14 protein-coding genes and 1 tRNA gene are annotated in these 14790 nt (G+C 63.5%); 8 read left to right on the top strand and 7 right to left on the bottom strand.

Features of this window, described 5'->3' with window-relative positions; translation table 11 throughout:
• The first annotated feature begins 64 nt into the window (after positions 1-64).
• Positions 65-1192: an AI-2E family transporter gene (locus ACJYUO_RS12815; protein WP_494345747.1), complete on the top strand. Its 1128-nt coding sequence runs from the start codon at positions 65-67 to the stop codon at positions 1190-1192.
• 19 nt (positions 1193-1211) lie between these two features.
• Here the strand turns inward: ACJYUO_RS12815 and ACJYUO_RS12810 are convergent, their stop codons facing one another.
• On the bottom strand, positions 1212-1928 hold the full coding sequence (locus ACJYUO_RS12810) for a DUF2270 domain-containing protein (protein ID WP_494345746.1): 717 nt from the start codon (positions 1926-1928) through the stop codon (positions 1212-1214).
• A gap of 215 nt (positions 1929-2143) precedes the next feature.
• Between ACJYUO_RS12810 and gcvPA the strand changes: the two genes are divergently transcribed.
• Both gcvPA and gcvPB read left to right on the top strand, forming a co-directional pair.
• Positions 2144-3481: an aminomethyl-transferring glycine dehydrogenase subunit GcvPA gene (gene gcvPA / locus ACJYUO_RS12805; protein WP_494345745.1), complete on the top strand. Its 1338-nt coding sequence runs from the start codon at positions 2144-2146 to the stop codon at positions 3479-3481.
• Complete coding sequence (gene gcvPB / locus ACJYUO_RS12800; protein ID WP_494345744.1) at positions 3478-4992, top strand: aminomethyl-transferring glycine dehydrogenase subunit GcvPB; 1515 nt, start codon at positions 3478-3480, stop codon at positions 4990-4992. The genes gcvPA and gcvPB overlap by 4 nt, the downstream gene beginning before the upstream one ends.
• Before the next feature lie 164 nt (positions 4993-5156).
• Here gcvPB and ACJYUO_RS12795 read toward each other — a convergent pair whose 3' ends face one another.
• Positions 5157-5333 (bottom strand): DUF7838 family putative zinc beta-ribbon protein, encoded by a 177-nt coding sequence (locus tag ACJYUO_RS12795; RefSeq protein WP_494345743.1) that lies wholly within the window; start codon positions 5331-5333, stop codon positions 5157-5159.
• Between the two features lie 125 nt (positions 5334-5458).
• Here ACJYUO_RS12795 and ACJYUO_RS12790 point away from each other — a divergent pair, with 125 nt between their 5' ends.
• Positions 5459-5992: a cob(I)yrinic acid a,c-diamide adenosyltransferase gene (locus ACJYUO_RS12790; protein ID WP_494345742.1), complete on the top strand. Its 534-nt coding sequence runs from the start codon at positions 5459-5461 to the stop codon at positions 5990-5992.
• A gap of 62 nt (positions 5993-6054) precedes the next feature.
• On the opposite strand, the gene ACJYUO_RS12785 is transcribed toward ACJYUO_RS12790, so the two are convergent.
• Positions 6055-6249, bottom strand: coding sequence for a hypothetical protein (locus ACJYUO_RS12785; RefSeq protein WP_494345741.1), 195 nt, complete (start codon positions 6247-6249; stop codon positions 6055-6057).
• A 414-nt stretch (positions 6250-6663) separates the two neighbouring features.
• Here ACJYUO_RS12785 and ACJYUO_RS12780 point away from each other — a divergent pair, with 414 nt between their 5' ends.
• Together ACJYUO_RS12780 and ACJYUO_RS12775 are read left to right on the top strand one after the other, a co-directional pair.
• Entirely contained in the window at positions 6664-6942 is a 279-nt protein-coding gene (locus tag ACJYUO_RS12780) for a DUF7553 family protein (RefSeq protein WP_494345740.1), read from the top strand.
• A gap of 40 nt (positions 6943-6982) precedes the next feature.
• Positions 6983-7057, top strand: a tRNA-Val gene (locus tag ACJYUO_RS12775).
• Between the two features lie 609 nt (positions 7058-7666).
• Here the strand turns inward: ACJYUO_RS12775 and ACJYUO_RS12770 are convergent.
• A complete protein-coding gene (locus ACJYUO_RS12770; protein WP_494345739.1) occupies positions 7667-8674 on the bottom strand; it encodes a tyrosine-type recombinase/integrase in 1008 nt (335 codons plus the stop codon).
• Between the two features lie 424 nt (positions 8675-9098).
• Between ACJYUO_RS12770 and ACJYUO_RS12765 the strand changes: the two genes are divergently transcribed.
• On the top strand, positions 9099-9239 hold the full coding sequence (locus tag ACJYUO_RS12765) for a hypothetical protein (protein WP_494345738.1): 141 nt from the start codon (positions 9099-9101) through the stop codon (positions 9237-9239).
• 55 nt (positions 9240-9294) lie between these two features.
• Here ACJYUO_RS12765 and ACJYUO_RS12760 read toward each other — a convergent pair whose 3' ends face one another.
• Positions 9295-9714, bottom strand: coding sequence for a hypothetical protein (locus tag ACJYUO_RS12760; protein ID WP_494345737.1), 420 nt, complete (start codon positions 9712-9714; stop codon positions 9295-9297).
• 150 nt (positions 9715-9864) lie between these two features.
• Complete coding sequence (locus ACJYUO_RS12755; RefSeq protein WP_494345736.1) at positions 9865-11727, bottom strand: helix-hairpin-helix domain-containing protein; 1863 nt, start codon at positions 11725-11727, stop codon at positions 9865-9867.
• Between the two features lie 256 nt (positions 11728-11983).
• On the opposite strand from ACJYUO_RS12755, the gene ACJYUO_RS12750 reads away from it, so the two are divergent.
• Positions 11984-13441, top strand: a complete 1458-nt coding sequence (locus ACJYUO_RS12750; RefSeq protein ID WP_494345994.1) for an MATE family efflux transporter — start codon at positions 11984-11986, stop codon at positions 13439-13441.
• 91 nt (positions 13442-13532) lie between these two features.
• On the opposite strand, the gene ACJYUO_RS12745 is transcribed toward ACJYUO_RS12750, so the two are convergent.
• On the bottom strand, positions 13533-14315 hold the full coding sequence (locus ACJYUO_RS12745) for an SRPBCC family protein (RefSeq protein WP_494345735.1): 783 nt from the start codon (positions 14313-14315) through the stop codon (positions 13533-13535).
• Positions 14316-14790: the final 475 nt, after the last annotated feature.

The following is a 14790-nucleotide window of genomic DNA, read 5'->3' as shown; positions in this document are numbered from 1 at the left end:
TTTGCGATCTCGCAGCGGGAATCGTTGCAGTGGACTAATCTATCGGGACGTTGCAGCCGGGAGTATGGCAGACCGTCCCGAGCCGCCGGCATGGGTCGTCGAACAACCCGCGCTGACCGCGCTCGCGCTGGTCGGGATCCTCCTCGGGCTGCGTATTATCCTGCCGTACCTGCAGTACGTCCTCTTCGGGGTCGTCCTCGCGTACATCCTGTTGCCGCTCCAGCAGCGTCTCGAGCGGTACTTTCGGTCGATGATCGCGGCCTCGATCACGATCGTGATCGCGGTGATCGCCATCTTGATCCCGATCGTCTACATTCTCAGCGTCGCGCTCAGGCAGACGGGCCAGCTCGTGACCGCGGTCCGGAACGGGGAGGTCGACCTCGAGATGATCGAGTCGATGGTCGCCGAAACGGGATACGATGTCGATCTGACGGCGTTCTACGAGTCCTATCAGGGCACGATTACGGGCGGGCTACAGGGGCTGGCGACCGGCGCGCTCGATGTCGTCGGCGGGCTGCCGGGGATCGCGATCGGGCTGACGATCACGCTGTTCGTCTGTTTCGCACTGTTGCGCGACGGCGACCGGCTGATCGAGTGGCTGTACCGGGTCGTCCCGATCGACGACGACGTCCAGCGGGAACTATTCGAAGAACTGGACCGGCTGATGCAGGCGTCGGTCGTCAGCAACGTCCTCGTCGCGGCGATTCAGGCCGTGATGCTGGGCGTCGGGCTCGCGATCCTTGGGATCCCCGCAGTCGTGTTGCTTACCGTCCTCACATTCTTGCTCACGCTGTTGCCTCTCGTCGGCGCGTTCGGCGTCTGGGTCCCCGTCTCGATCTATCTCGTTGCGACGGGGCGGACCGTCGGCGCGGTCGCGATCGCGGTCTACGGCCTCCTGGTCACCCTCTCGGATACCTACCTCCGGCCCGCGCTCATCGGTCGGACGGGCGCGATCAACTCCGCGATTATCGTCGTTGGCATCTTCGGCGGGCTTATCACGTTCGGTGCGGTCGGCCTGTTCATCGGCCCCGTCGTCCTCGGCGGCTCGAAGGTCGTCCTCGACATCTTCGCTCGAGAGCGGGTCGACGGCTCGGCGGGCGAGACGGAGTCGGAGCCTCCTGCTGAGCCGTCCGAGGACACGGCCGCCGGGTCCGGAGCGACGGCCGACGCCGACGGGGACGGGGACGGCTGAGCGCCCGGTCGCCGGTCGATCAGTCGTTTTTCCAGTCGCCCGGCTCGACACCGTGGATCTCGCCTTTCGCCTCGCGTTCGCCCGGCCAGAGGCCGACCGCGAACACGGCCGCAAAGAACAGGACGAGGGCGCCCGCGACGAACACACCGGGGACTCCCGGCAGTTCGGCGGCCTCGGTCCACTGCTGTTCCGGGGTAAACAGCGTGATTTTGAACAGCCAGCCGATTCCGGCCACCGAGAACAACAGCCCGTACACCCGACGGATCCGTCGGGAGAGTGCCTCTCGAGTCGAGACCTTGAACGTAGGGTATCGGAGGTCGTCGCTCAACTCCTCGCGCCAGGCCGAGTGTTCGACCCCAGTCGGCTCTAAGGCGTTTGCGAACACGTTCTCCTGGACGAAGCGAACGCGGGCGCGCCAGTGGTCGTAGAACTGGTACCGACGGACCTCGAAGAACAGGAAGATCGACAGGACGAAGATTCCGATCAGGAGCAAGAACGCGGGCATGTTCTGACCCGAGAAGACGAGCGAGAGGACGGCAGCGAGTAGCGTGATCGCCCAGTCGGTCGTCCGGTCGATCCGATCCTGCGCGCTGTTGGCTTGGCTGACCTCGCCGCGGTAGAAATGGGGCAGCACGTCGAGCAGGAACTCGGATTCGTTTGCGACGGCCGCGCCGATCTCTTGATCGTCGGGATCGAGCGGGCCGTCCTCGTCGGTATCGGCTGAATCGTCGGTCATGCCACCCCCCGACACCGCGGCCGTGTATAGTGGTCAGTGTGGCGATTGCAGGGCTCGGAACCCCGACCGTGGCCGCGGCTACCGGTCGGTCACGCCGAAACGGGTGCGTTCATTACCCCCTGCCCGCTAGAGGCCAGTATCGTGTCTCGGATCGAACGCTACGATCGGCGCGGGTGGGGCGCGAACGGCTCGATCGATCGAGACCACTCTTAGTCATGCACGGATCACACGCCACGGGGAGCCCGTACGCTCCCCACACGAAGGAGGACCGCACGGCGATGCTCGAGGCGGTCGGCGCGGATACTGTCGAGGATCTCTTCGACATTCCCGCCGCCGTCCGATTCGAGGACAGTTTCGACATCGACGCGCGAACGGAGCGGGAGACGCGGCGGCTGGTTCGCTCGGTGCTCGGCCGCAACGACGACCTGACCGAACTGCTCGGACGCGGCCACTACGGCTACTACATCCCGTCGTTGGTCGACCACCTCGCGGATCGCTCGGAGTTTCTGACGTCTTACACGCAGTACCAACCCGAGATCTCACAGGGGTTCCTGCAGGCCCTGTTCGAGTACCAATCGCTGCTGGTCGAACTGACCGGCCTCGAGGTCGCAAACTGCTCGATGTACGACGCGGCGACGGCACTCGGCGAGGCCGCGACGCTGGCCGATCGCATCCGCGACACCACTGGTCACCGCGTGCTCGTCCCCGAACGCCTGCGCGCGGAACGGCGGAGCACCCTCGAGAACTACGTCGCCGGCACCGACCTCGCGGTCGAGACCTATCCGGTCGATGACGGCAACGTCGATCTCGGGGCGCTCGAGGAGACAGTCGACGAGGAGGTCGTCATGCTCTACGCCGAAAACCCGACGGTGCGGGGAACGATCGAGGAGCACCTCGATGCGGTCGGCGACCTCGCCGACGACACCGACGCCCTCTTCGTCCTCGGTTCCGACCCGATCGCGCTCTCCGTGTTGCAGCGACCCGCCGACATCGGTGCCGACGTCGTCATCGGTGACGCGAGCGTACTCGGTCTCCCGACGAGCTACGGGATGGGGCTGGGCCTGTTCGCGACGCGGGAGGAGTACCTCCGGCAGGTTCCCGGCCGACTGGTCGGGGCCAGCGAGGACGCGACGGATCGCCGGGCGTTCACGCTTACCCTGCAGACCCGCGAACAGCACATCCGCCGGGAACGGGCGACGAGTAACATCTGTACGAATCAGGCGTGGGTCGCACTCCGGACCGCGATGCACGCCGCCGTCCTCGGCCCGAGCGGGATGGTCGACCTCGCGGAGCGCGACGTGCGGCGAGCGCGGGACCTCGCGGCCCGCCTCGACGACATCGTCGGCGTGAAAGCACCGGTCCACGACCGCCATCACCTCCGGGAGTTCGTCGCCCGTGTCGACCAGCCCGCGACGGCCGTCGCCGAGGACCTCGAGCGACTCGGCTTCGCGGTTCACGTCGTCGGAGACCACGAGATCCAGCTCTGCGTCGCCGGGGTGCCCGACGACCGCCTCGATCGGTTCGCCGGGGCCGTCAAGGAGGTGGCGCGATGAGCGACGACCGACCCGCCGGCGACGCGAATTCGCGCTACGATCAGGCTAGGTATATCGAGAACGGCGAGTACGAGCCGCTGCTCTCGGAGAAGGATCTGACGCGAGTCGAGATCGGTGGCAGCGACGGTGGGGACGGCGACGAACGCAACGGCGATACCGACGCCTCACCGCTCCCCGACGACCTCACCCGGGACTCTCTCGAGCTTCCGGAACTCTCCGAACCCGAACTGGCTCGCCACTACACGCGGCTCTCCCAGATGATCTACGGGATCGACAGCGGCCCGTACCCGCTGGGATCGTGTACGATGAAGTACAACCCGAAGTTCACCGAAGACGTGGCCGCGCTGCCCTCGGCTGCCGTCCACCCGGACCGGTCCGAAGGGTCGGTTCAGGGCACCCTCGAGTTACTGTACCGGCTGCAGGACTATCTGGGTCGGATCGGCGGGATGGACGCGGTGACACTCCAGCCGCCCGCGGGCGCGGCCGGCGAATTCGTCGGCATTCGCGTCGCCGCGGCCTACCACGAGCACAACGGTGAGGGCCACCGGGACGAGGTCATCGTCCCCGAGAGCGCCCACGGGACCAACTTCGCGACCGCCGCGCTGGGCGGCTACGACGTCGTCTCCTTGCCCAGCGACGACGAGGGCCGGGTCGATCTCGAGGCGCTCGAGGCGGCCCTTAGCGAGAATACCGCGGCGCTGATGCTGACCAATCCGAACACGCTCGGCCTGTTCGAACGCGACATCACCGAAATCGCTGAGATGGTCCACGACGTCGGCGGGCTGCTCTACTACGACGGCGCGAACCTGAACGCCCTGCTCGGCCGCGCGCGACCGGGCGACATGGGCTTCGACGTAATGCACTACAACGTCCACAAGACGTTCGCGACGCCCCACGGCGGCGGCGGACCGGGCGCGGGACCGGTCGGCGTCGTCGACGAACTCGCCCCGTTCCTGCCCGCGCCTCGAGTCCGGGAGCGTGACGAACAGTCGAAGTCCGGTGACCCGGTCTACGAACGCTTCGAGCCCGAACACACCATCGGCAAAGTCCACGGATTCGACGGCAACTGGCTGGTGCTCGTCAAGGCTTTCGCCTACATCGCGCGCCTCGGCGACGAGGGGCTCGCGGACGCGAGCGCCTCCGCGGTGCTCAACGCCAACTACCTCGCAGAACAGGTCGAGTACGACGTGCCGTACGGCCCCTTCCACCACGAATTCGTTGCCAGCGCGGGAGACCAGGACGCGGCCGACGTGGCAAAGCGGATGCTCGACTACGGCGTCCACCCGCCGACGACCAAGTGGCCCGAGATCGTCTCCGAGGCGCTGATGACCGAGCCGACCGAGGTCGAGAGCAAAGACACGCTCGATCGGCTCGCCGCTGCGTTCAACGCCGTCGCCGGCGAGGATACGGAGACACTCGCAGATGCACCCGAACGGACCACCGCGCGTCGGATCGATCAGACGAGCGCCGCGCGGACGCCGCGGCTGTCGTGGCAGTCGCTTTCGGAATAAGCGTTCGTCTCCGTTCGGTGACCCCTCCGATCGCGACAGACCCGGTGAGACGGAGTGGGATAGCCGATTCCTGCTCCTCGAGTTCCAGCGAGGTCAGTGAGTCGAGCGACTCGGACGTGGCGTCGTCTCCGGAAGTGATACGGAAATCGAGAAAAACGACTGAGTTACGCCGTACTCGAGTCGACGGCGGTACCGTTGTCGCCGATGCGGACGAAGCCGTAGTCACAGTCCGGGCAGTGCCATTTGACCTTCTCGCCGAGGTGAAGCGTCGTGCTGGCGGCGCGGTAGAACGTCTTCTCGCCCCCGCAGTCGGGACACTCGTGGTCGAGTTCCAGAGCCATACCCGACGGTAGTGAGCGAAGCGAGTTTAACGTACTGATTCCGCGGGCTGCCTTGGGGCCGCCGAACGCGGCTTGGGGGCTCGAGTGACGGGGAAGTTAAGTGAAATCCCGCCATCGGTCCAGCCATGTCGATTTACACCGGCCGCGGCGACGACGGGGAGACTGATCTCCGGGACATGACCCGCGTCTCGAAGTCGAGCGCCCGTATCGAGGCCTACGGGACCGTCGACGAACTCAACGCTCTGATTGGGACAGTTCGGTCGACCGGGTACGACGATATCGATGACCGCCTGTCCGAAATCCAGAACCACCTCCACGTGGTGCAGGCGGACTTCGCAAACCCCGACCCTGACGAGGGCGACCCCGAAATCCGTCCCGCCCACGTCGAGACCATCGAGGACTGGATCGACGAGTACGACGAGGAACTCGAGCCGTTGACCTCGTTTATCCTGCCGACCGGCAGCGACGACGGGGCGGCGTTACACCACGCCCGAACCGTCTGTCGGCGCGCCGAGCGGCGGGCGGTCGCCTTGGCGACCGAAGAACAAATCAATGAGGATGCAGTCCAGTACCTCAATCGCCTGTCGGACGGGCTGTTCACGTTCGCCCGCGTCGTCAACGCTCGCGACGGCGAACCGGAAGAAGCGCCCGAATACTAGGCAGCGGATTCCGGGCTCACGCCGGCCTGATCCGCGCGAAGTCAGCGCCGAGGGAGAGGTGACTACGCGGTCTCGACCGACTGCGGCAACTCGAGTGCGACGAGTTCGTGTCCCGTCTCGTGCCGGTGGTCGGCTCCGATTCGTGTCGCCTCCTCGCGACCGTTGGCCGCCTGCTCGTACGAACAGCCGTCACAGTCCACGAGGAACCGCTTCGTTTCGTCGCGAGTGGGGACCGCGGCGGTCTCTTTCGTTGCCATACCCCGTCAGTCGCCAACCGACTGCTTGAACCGTCCGCCAAAAGACGTTGGAACTCGCCGCCGAGCACCGTCGAGCAGACCCGACTGATCGTCCGAGGACGTTCGCGTAGCCCGAGGTCGTGAGTTTCAGCGCGGGAATCCCGGGGAACGTGAGCGTCTGGAGTCAACAGCAGCCGCTCGATACCGACGCCGCTCTCTCGAAACGCGTCCTCGAACGTGCTTGTGGTTCGAGCGCGCTTATGGTCGTTCTATAGTAGCCACTGAAACGATTTACACACTGATCGCGACGCAGCAGTGCGATCAAGTGTGCACTGACTGTCAGTGGTTACTATATTGTCCGTTCGAATCGATCCGAATTGTGTTGCCGACGAAAGAACTATATTCTCGCCCGGCCTCTCTATGGGAGAGAATAACATGAACAAGCACTTCGACGACAGCCGTTACTACCTCTCCCGCGCCGCCGAACACGCCCGTCTTGGCCTTACCGAAGCCCTCGAGCCGGTCACGGATCGCGTCCGAACGCGTCTCGGTTGGGACCCCAAACCGGAACCCGAATCCGGCCGCCTCGACGGCGTCCGCGAAGACGTGACCGCACTCGAGCGTCGCGCCGAGACGCGGGCCCGCGGGGCGCTCGGCTCCGTTCGCAATCGGGTGGCAAGGGATCGCTCGCTCGAGGCCGACGGCGACCGGTGAAAGGAAGTCTTAAGTCGACCGCACGGGAACCACCTCGTGCGGGTTGGTGATCTAGTCCGGTTATGATACCTCCTTCACACGGAGGAAGTCGGCAGTTCGAATCTGCCCCAACCCATCAAATTCCTTACTGGTTTTGAAGGATGGCATAGCGGAGCCGCCTTGCGATTTTCTGCTGTAAGTGGATTCGATTTCATGTAGTCGGCACCTCTTTTCGTCCGAACCGGGTGACGGGATACGGTTCGCTCGAAGGACACACTCGAGGTTATAGAACCTTTCCTCTGTTTCAACCGAATAGTCTTAGACCACGATAGCGGCTGCCGCCTTATCGAGGCGAAAGAAGTAGGATTGCTACAATAAAGTGAGTCCATTGGGAACGGAGGCGATCAATACACATACACGCACACACGTAGTTATCGTTCAGTACAGGACAAGTAGTTAGCAGATAAGATATATGAAGGAATAGTTAAAACACCTATACAATGGGCAATAAACAGATTATCTTCCGCCTCAATCTGATTATCGCACTGCTGCTTAGCAACCTTGTGCTGCTGCTTATCTTTATTCTCCCGCTGGAATTGTTACTTCTCGGTGGGTGTTTGATTTTGTTCCTCTGTCCTATCGTGATTCTATTAACAATGCGACTGCTTCGATAAGTTCGCATATATAATGAACGGGTGTTTCAAACTCGAAAATAGAAAATAAACTGAATTTCAATATCGCCGGATTAACTGTTGTTCATCTCAAAGACTTCGGCACGAAGTTCTCGCTTCTCACCCTGTGTTCGTGCATCGTAGTGCTTTTCCAGAGTTTTCGTGCTGACGTTCATTCGGTCGGAGAGGAGTTCTTTGCTATGGCCCTCATTCAACCACGCTGTGATGGCACTTCGACGGAGTGCATGTGGTGGCACTGACGACGGACACCGCTGAGCTTGCTCCACTGTCGTCGCTTCGCAAGTTTCGAGATCTCGACCATGGGGGCAATCACCGGAATAGTGACAGGGCCGAGTCAATGCGTTGATGTTCGCACGAAGGTTGGAGCTCACTGGACGGCCATGTTGAGTAGTGAGCAGCGGCTCACGTCCATTCTCATCCGTCACGTCGTCTCTGTGAATCTTTATGTAATCGTTCAGCACTTCACAAACCCAACCGTGTAAATTCACTTCTCGCTCGGCCTTGACCTTGTTTTTGAGCGGCGTGCCCGTATCGGGTCGATGATGTACTTCAACGTACTTTTCATCAGGATGGTAGTCACGAAGATCGAGAGTTCGAATAGTTCCAAGACGGAAGCCGGTGTCCCACAGTACGGCGAATAGAGTGTGACGGAGAGTTGCGTACTCGAACTTTTCCAAGTATTCCAGGATCTCCTCGGCGATGTCCGGCTCAATCTTATCACTTCGTGCATCATCGTCGGGATTGGGGACAACCATATTTTCCGCTATATCTGAGTCTACAACATCCAGACTTCCTAACCAGCGGACGAATACGCGGATCACAGAGAGATTGTTGGAAAGAGTGACTTCGTTGATGTCACCGTTCTCCCGGCGGTGAATCTTGAAGTCATGGATGTGAAACCCATCAAGCTCCGAAATATCATCCAGACCCGCCTTATCGGACCACTCCATGAACTGGTTTAGAGCGTATTTGTGATTTCGATGGGTGGATTTCGAGACTTCAGGCTTCCGTTCTTTGAGATACCGTTCAACTGCCTTAGTGACCATCATGCTTCGTGACATTATTGGGACGAATCACCAGGCGAAGTGGTAATTGAGGAAGTGGTTATTGCACCTCCTATTGGCGAGGAAGGTTGTGCGGTGCGTTGCGGTCCGCGAGCGAAGCGAGCGCGGCAGTCGAATCTGCCCCAACCCACTAATTCTGCTGCGAGCAATCCGTGAGCAGCAAATTCGTTACGTTGGGCAGATTCGAATCAGGGAGTGACGCGAACGGAGTGAGCAAAACGACCGTGGTTCGAATCTGCCTGAACCTACTTCTTTACGAGGAGCCATAGACACCGCTGGTGCAGTCAACGAAGGAGAAGAAAAGAGTTACGTGGAGAAGAGTAGCCGGTTAACCGACTATTCTTCCAGATCATGTGAGGTGCGTTCTCCTCTCGAGCAAGCAGCAGCGAAACTTAAGCGCTCTCGAGTGCTACTACTCACCATGCCCTACCAGCTACAGTGTGACAGGTGCGACCTCGGTCGCGAGTACACGGATTGGGCCGACGCGAACCGGGACGCGAGCGATCACGAGGCCGAGTACGCCGACCACTGGGTGAGCATTATCGAACTGCAGGGGGCCTGACCGGCCGCCGAGGCAACCAAACGTCGGGACTGTTCACCACCGAGCCGCCGAGTTGCTACTGGTCCTCGAGTCCGGGTCCGTGCTCTCGAGCGAGAGACGCGGACAGGATGGCGGTGTGTACCGTTCGACTGTCGGTCTCCTGAATCGTGGCGGCCGCCTGAAAGCGTTCGCGGGCGCGGGTCACCGTCTGTGCCTCGGCGGCGAGGTGGGCGAGGACGAACGAATCGGATGCGACCGCTCGAGCGGCCTCGAAATCCGCCTCGTCGTAGAGAGCGGCGAAGTCGGCGACCACGTCCGAGACGAGTTGGTTGGTCGCGTCGGCACCGGGATCGCCCGCCGGGACCGCGTCGGTCCCGTCGAAGTAGTTGCCGTAGTCGACGACGCCGGCTTCCTCGTAGAGATGCGACTCGAGCGCGTCGAAGACCGACTCGGAAAGGTATACGCCGAATAGTTTGTATCGATCGTCAGTCGTCATTACTCGAATCCCTGCGTCTCTCGCGACCAACGGCCTCGAGTACAATAAAGCCGAACGACATCGAGCGCTCGAGTCGTGGGCTCGGTCTCGATCGAACTCGGCCTCGAAGCCCGGAGATCGACAGTGGTCACCGGCAACCCTCGGGACCGCTCAGGCGTTGGCTTGCTCGATCCAGCGCTCCGCGCGGGTCTCGGTGATGCCGGCGGCCTCGGCGACTGTCTCGGCGTCCGCTCGAGCGAGGTCGGAGAGCGAGGTAATGCCCGCGTCCGCGAGGCGCTCGCGGTTGGTTGCGTCGAGCTCGTCGACGCGTTCGAGTCGGCCGCCGACCGCGCGCTCACCAGGTGTTGCCATCGCGGCGGCGACTTCGAAAGGCGCGCTGGCGGCCGTCTCGAGAAGTGATATCTGCTGGCGCTGCAGCGCGACCTGTCCGGAGAGGGTCCGCCGAGCGATCTCCCGATTGAACTCGAGGCCGCGCTCGAGGGCGTTCGCCCCCGGCTTGAGCGCCGCTCGCTGGGCGGCGACGGCGGCCGAAAGCGGCCCGGATGCTCGACTCCGATCGCCGTCGGTCGACGTCGCTTCGCCTGCCGCGGCTTCGGACTCCGACTCGATGCTCTCGAGGGCTGTTCGATCGCGGTCGCCTGCCGTCTCGGCGGGCTGGCGGTCGATGCCGTCGGTTTCGTCGGTCACGATTCGGCGGTCGACCGCCCCGACGCCGCCTTCGGTATCGGTCGGCTCCCCTTCGATCGCGTCGGGGTCGATGCCAACGCCGGGGTCGCGATCCGCTTCGGTGACCGATTCGAGGTCGGGGCCCGTCGCTACCTCGGCGGCCAAATCGGTCTCCGCGGTCGTACTCGAGCCCGCAGCGCCCTCGACTTCGTCGGAGTCGTCGTTTTCGACGACCGACTCGAGGTCGGAGCCGCGATCTAGTCGGTCGGCAGTGTCGCTCGCGTCGGCACCCGCTTCCGTCTCGACGGCGTCCGTTTCAGCACCGTCGGCGCTGCCGACTGACTCGATGTCGACCCCAGTGTCCAATTCGGCCGCCAGATCGGCGTCCGCGGTCGGACTCTGTTCGTCAGCCTCGGCCAGCCCGTCGCTAACGTCCTCGAGCGACCCGCCGTCGACACCGCCGGTGACCGCCTCGTCGGACTCTCCCTGTTCCCCCCGATTCCCCTGGTCGGGAGTGTCCACCACCGAGTCGCTCGCTGTTGCTGTCGTCGCTGTCTCGTCGCTCGGGGACGGCTCCTCGGAGTTATCGTCACCGCCCGACTCAGCGGTCCGATCGGTTCTTTCGACCGCAGTTGACCTCGCAGTCGACTCCGGCACACCCGTGGACCCGGTTTCGTCGATCACGGCGGTCTCCTCGAGTCCGTCTCTCTCGTCGGTGTCAACCGACTCGTCGGTCGCGCTCGAGGCCTCGAACGACGCTCGTTCGTCGGTTCGAATCGGGTCGGCGTCGACTCCTGACTCGTCGGATTGGCTTCCCGGCTCATCCGCGGCGGTGTCCGCCGCAGGGTGCGTCTCGTCGGCTCTCACTGGATCGTCAGCGCCGCCTGCCTCCGTCGTCTGATCCCTCGATTTAGGTCGTTCCGCTTCACCCGACGGTCCCGCACGTTCGACCTCAGTAATCCCCTCGTCGCGAACCCGATCTCGATCTGTGTCGATATTTCGCTCGAACTCATCGGAACCCTCGGGATCGCTCCCGGTCTCGAGGCTCAGATCCGTCTCGGCACTGTGAGCCTGCTCATCGGTTCCGGCCTGCGTGTCCGGCGCTTGGGGGTCCGACTCGAGCCGAATTACGTCGTCGCTGACCGTTTCGATCGCGTCCTCGTGGATCATCACCGTGTCCTCGTGTGCCCGTTCCCAGCCGAGGGCTGCCCTGATCGAATCCATCACGCCCGGGTTCGGTTCGACGACGGCGGTGTCCCCTTCGACCTCCGCGACGGTCCCGACCACCTCGCCGTTCGCGCTCTCGACCGTTTTTCCGACGGCCGACTCGGAAAGCCGTGTGCTCATGTCCGTGGGTGGGCCGCTCCGGGATAAGCCAGTGCTGCCTGCACCCGCGCGTCGACCGCGACGGGTGACAGCGACAACTCGAGGCGGGACCCCGTCGCTGGCCCGCCCCGAGACATATTGACGTGGGATAATACGTGACCGACTCACTCGCATACTGCCGGTAATGCCGTCGATAGCGGGTTATCGACCATGACGTATCGCTGAGGTATAAAACGTTTTAGCGCTGAGGCCTGAAGACTCGAGCGTGGCTTCTCGAGTGCCGAATCCGTTCCGTTGGCTCCTGCTATCGATCGGCTATCTGCTCGCGCGGGCCGGGATCGTCGACACCCGTCGCGTCGAGCGGACAACCGATCTGGCGTGGCCGCGGATCGTCACGGGAATCGCCCGGATGTCGAAGTCCGCGGCGGACGTGGCGATGGTCGGGATCGCCCTCGGCCCGGCAGCGATCGCTGGCGTCGGCTTCGCGACCCCCTTCTGGGCGATTACCTTCGGTGTCGGCGGCGGGATCGCCGGCGCGACGATCAGTCTGGTTTCCCAGCGCTACGGCGCGCAGGCGACCGAAGAGCTGTCGCTCGCGGTGACGACGAGTGCGCTCGTCGTCGTCGCGATTACGGTCCCGCTCGCGGCACTCTACTGGACTGTTCCGGAACGGCTGATCTCGCTTGTCGGTGACGATGCCGCGTCGCTTTCCTACGGCGCGGACTACCTCCGGGTTGTCGCCCTCGGGATTCCCTTTGCGGGCCTAAATCTGATCGGGAGCCGGACCCTCGTCGGGGCTGACGACGCGTGGACACCGATGGCCCTCCGGACGGGCGGTGCCGTCGTCAACGTCGCCGTCAACGCCGTCCTGCTGTTCGTCCTCGAGATGGGCGTCGTCGGCGCGGCGATCGGGACGGTGCTGGCGAACGTCCTCGTGCTGGCGGCATTTATTACCGGCTTTACTCTCGGGCGACTGCCCCTGATCGGCGAGTTCCCCGTGACGATCGCCCTCTCGCGGCCGTACACGACCCTCGAGGACGTCCACGACGTGATCGATATCGGCGCACCGCTGTTGTTTACGAACGTCGCCCGGCGGGCCGCACAGTTCCCGATGCTCGCCATCGTCGCGCTGTTCGGGCCGAACGTGGTCGCGGCCTACGTCATCGCCCGCCGGGTCCGGGACCTGATGGACACGCCCGGCTGGGGCTTCTCGCTCGCTTCGAGTAGTCTGGTCGGACAGGAACTCGGCACCGGCGACGAGGGCAACGCCGACATCTACGGCCACGAGGTGCTCTGGTTCGGCGTCGCCGTCTACCTCTTCAGCGCGACTCTCGTGCTCGTCTTCGCCGAGCAGGTGGGCCGGCTCTTCGTCGACGATCCGTCGATCCTGCCGCTCGTGACCACGTTCATCGTCGTCGCCTGCGTGAGCGTCATCTTCCGCGGCGTCAGCGGCGGCGCGACCGGCCCGCTCCGAGCGAGCGGTGACACGCGGTGGCCGTTCTACGGCCAGCTACTCGGGCTGTACGTGTTCGCACTCCCCGTCGCCGCCCTTGGTGCTGTCTCGGTCCCGCTCCCTGTCCTCGAGCTGATACCCCCGCTCGGAATCGGGGCGCTCTACGCGGCGCTGGTCTTGGAGACGCTCGTCCCCGCCGTCGTCACGTACTACCGGTTTGCCGCCGGCCATTGGAAGGTTATCAGTCGCGGCTACCGTCCCGAAACGTCGCCGAGCGACTAATACGGTTTACTGTACGTCATTTCCGGCGCAACCGCGACCCGGGCGGCGGTTGCGCCGGTAAATCGTTACAGCAATCCGTATGAGTCCCGAGTCACAGCAGATCACCGCTCCCGCGAGCCGACGGATTGCGCTCGAGCGACGGAATATCGCCCGTCTCGACGAGGCTCTTGAACCGGCGAAGCGCCTTCTCCGCGACGGTTTCGGGAACGATGCCGAGTCGCTGAAACGCGGCGGCACCCAGACTCCCGGCCGGCGGGTCGAACTGCAGTCGGAGCGTGACCACGGTTCCTCGGTCGCCCGCCGCCGATCGGAAGCGGATATCGCCCTCGTGGGGGATCGTCGCTCCCTCGAGCGATTTCCAGCGCAGGGACTCGCCGGGTTCGTCGGCCGTGATCTCCGTCTCCCACGTCAGGTTCGGTCCGCGCGGTGTCTTCATTTCCCAGTGGAGTCGGTCCGTGCCGGCTCCGGTTACCTCGGCGAAGGGGCCCATAATCTGTGTCAACTGCTCCGGGTCGCGCCAGTACTCCGAGAGTTCATCGGCGGGCGCGCCGACCGTTATCGATCGCTCTACGGTCGGCATCCCCTCGGGGACGCCGGCCCCGACACCGTCCCGGTCGCGGATCGCCGAAGCGAGCGTTCGAATCGGCCGATCGGTCCCGCTGAGCCCACGAGCGACCAGCCAGCCGCCGCCAACGGCCAGTGCCGTCCCGCCGAGGGACCGTCGCCTGAGTCCGGCAGCGAGGAGGAGTCCGCCGGCGGCCGCGGTGGCCATCCGCTTCGCTCGGCTATCGCTCCCATCCGCCGCCGAGTAACTCTGCACGATCGCTCCCGACCGCAGCGTTTCAGGGACCGCGGTCGACAGTGCGCTACGCATGTTCGACCACGTGACTCCTGACTCGAGCGAGCCTGTGCTCGTCTCTGTGCTCGTCCCGATTCGCCAGTCGCGTCAGCCTCAGGTTCCTCGAGCGTCTCGAGGTCATCGAGTAATAGTTCACACGACAAACAGGACGAGGGAGATATTGTAGCTTTCAACTGCAAATGCAACGCCCGCCAGCCGCTCGTCTCGGCAGCGTTTGGGCGCGTCACGCGTCGCACGCCGCTTGCCGAAATGGGCCGGCGTTTCGGTATCGCTACCGCCGCTCGAGCGACGCGTATCATTTCTGACGATCCGCCTGGATCGAATATTCACGGCGTGTTCTCGCATTCGATAGTAGTTTTGTAATACGATATGTCTTGCAAATGGAATCACAGTCTGGATAGATTGTGCTTTCGAGAGACGCCCATAAAATTCCACTTTGAAGCGCTTTTCGGGCCTTTTGGCCAAAGCTTGTCGAAACTCCTATAACTGC

The organism is Natrinema sp. CRL1, from assembly GCF_059162405.1.
The sequence above is the reverse complement of the archived record's forward strand: the minus strand, read 5'-3'. Positions and strand labels throughout refer to the sequence as shown.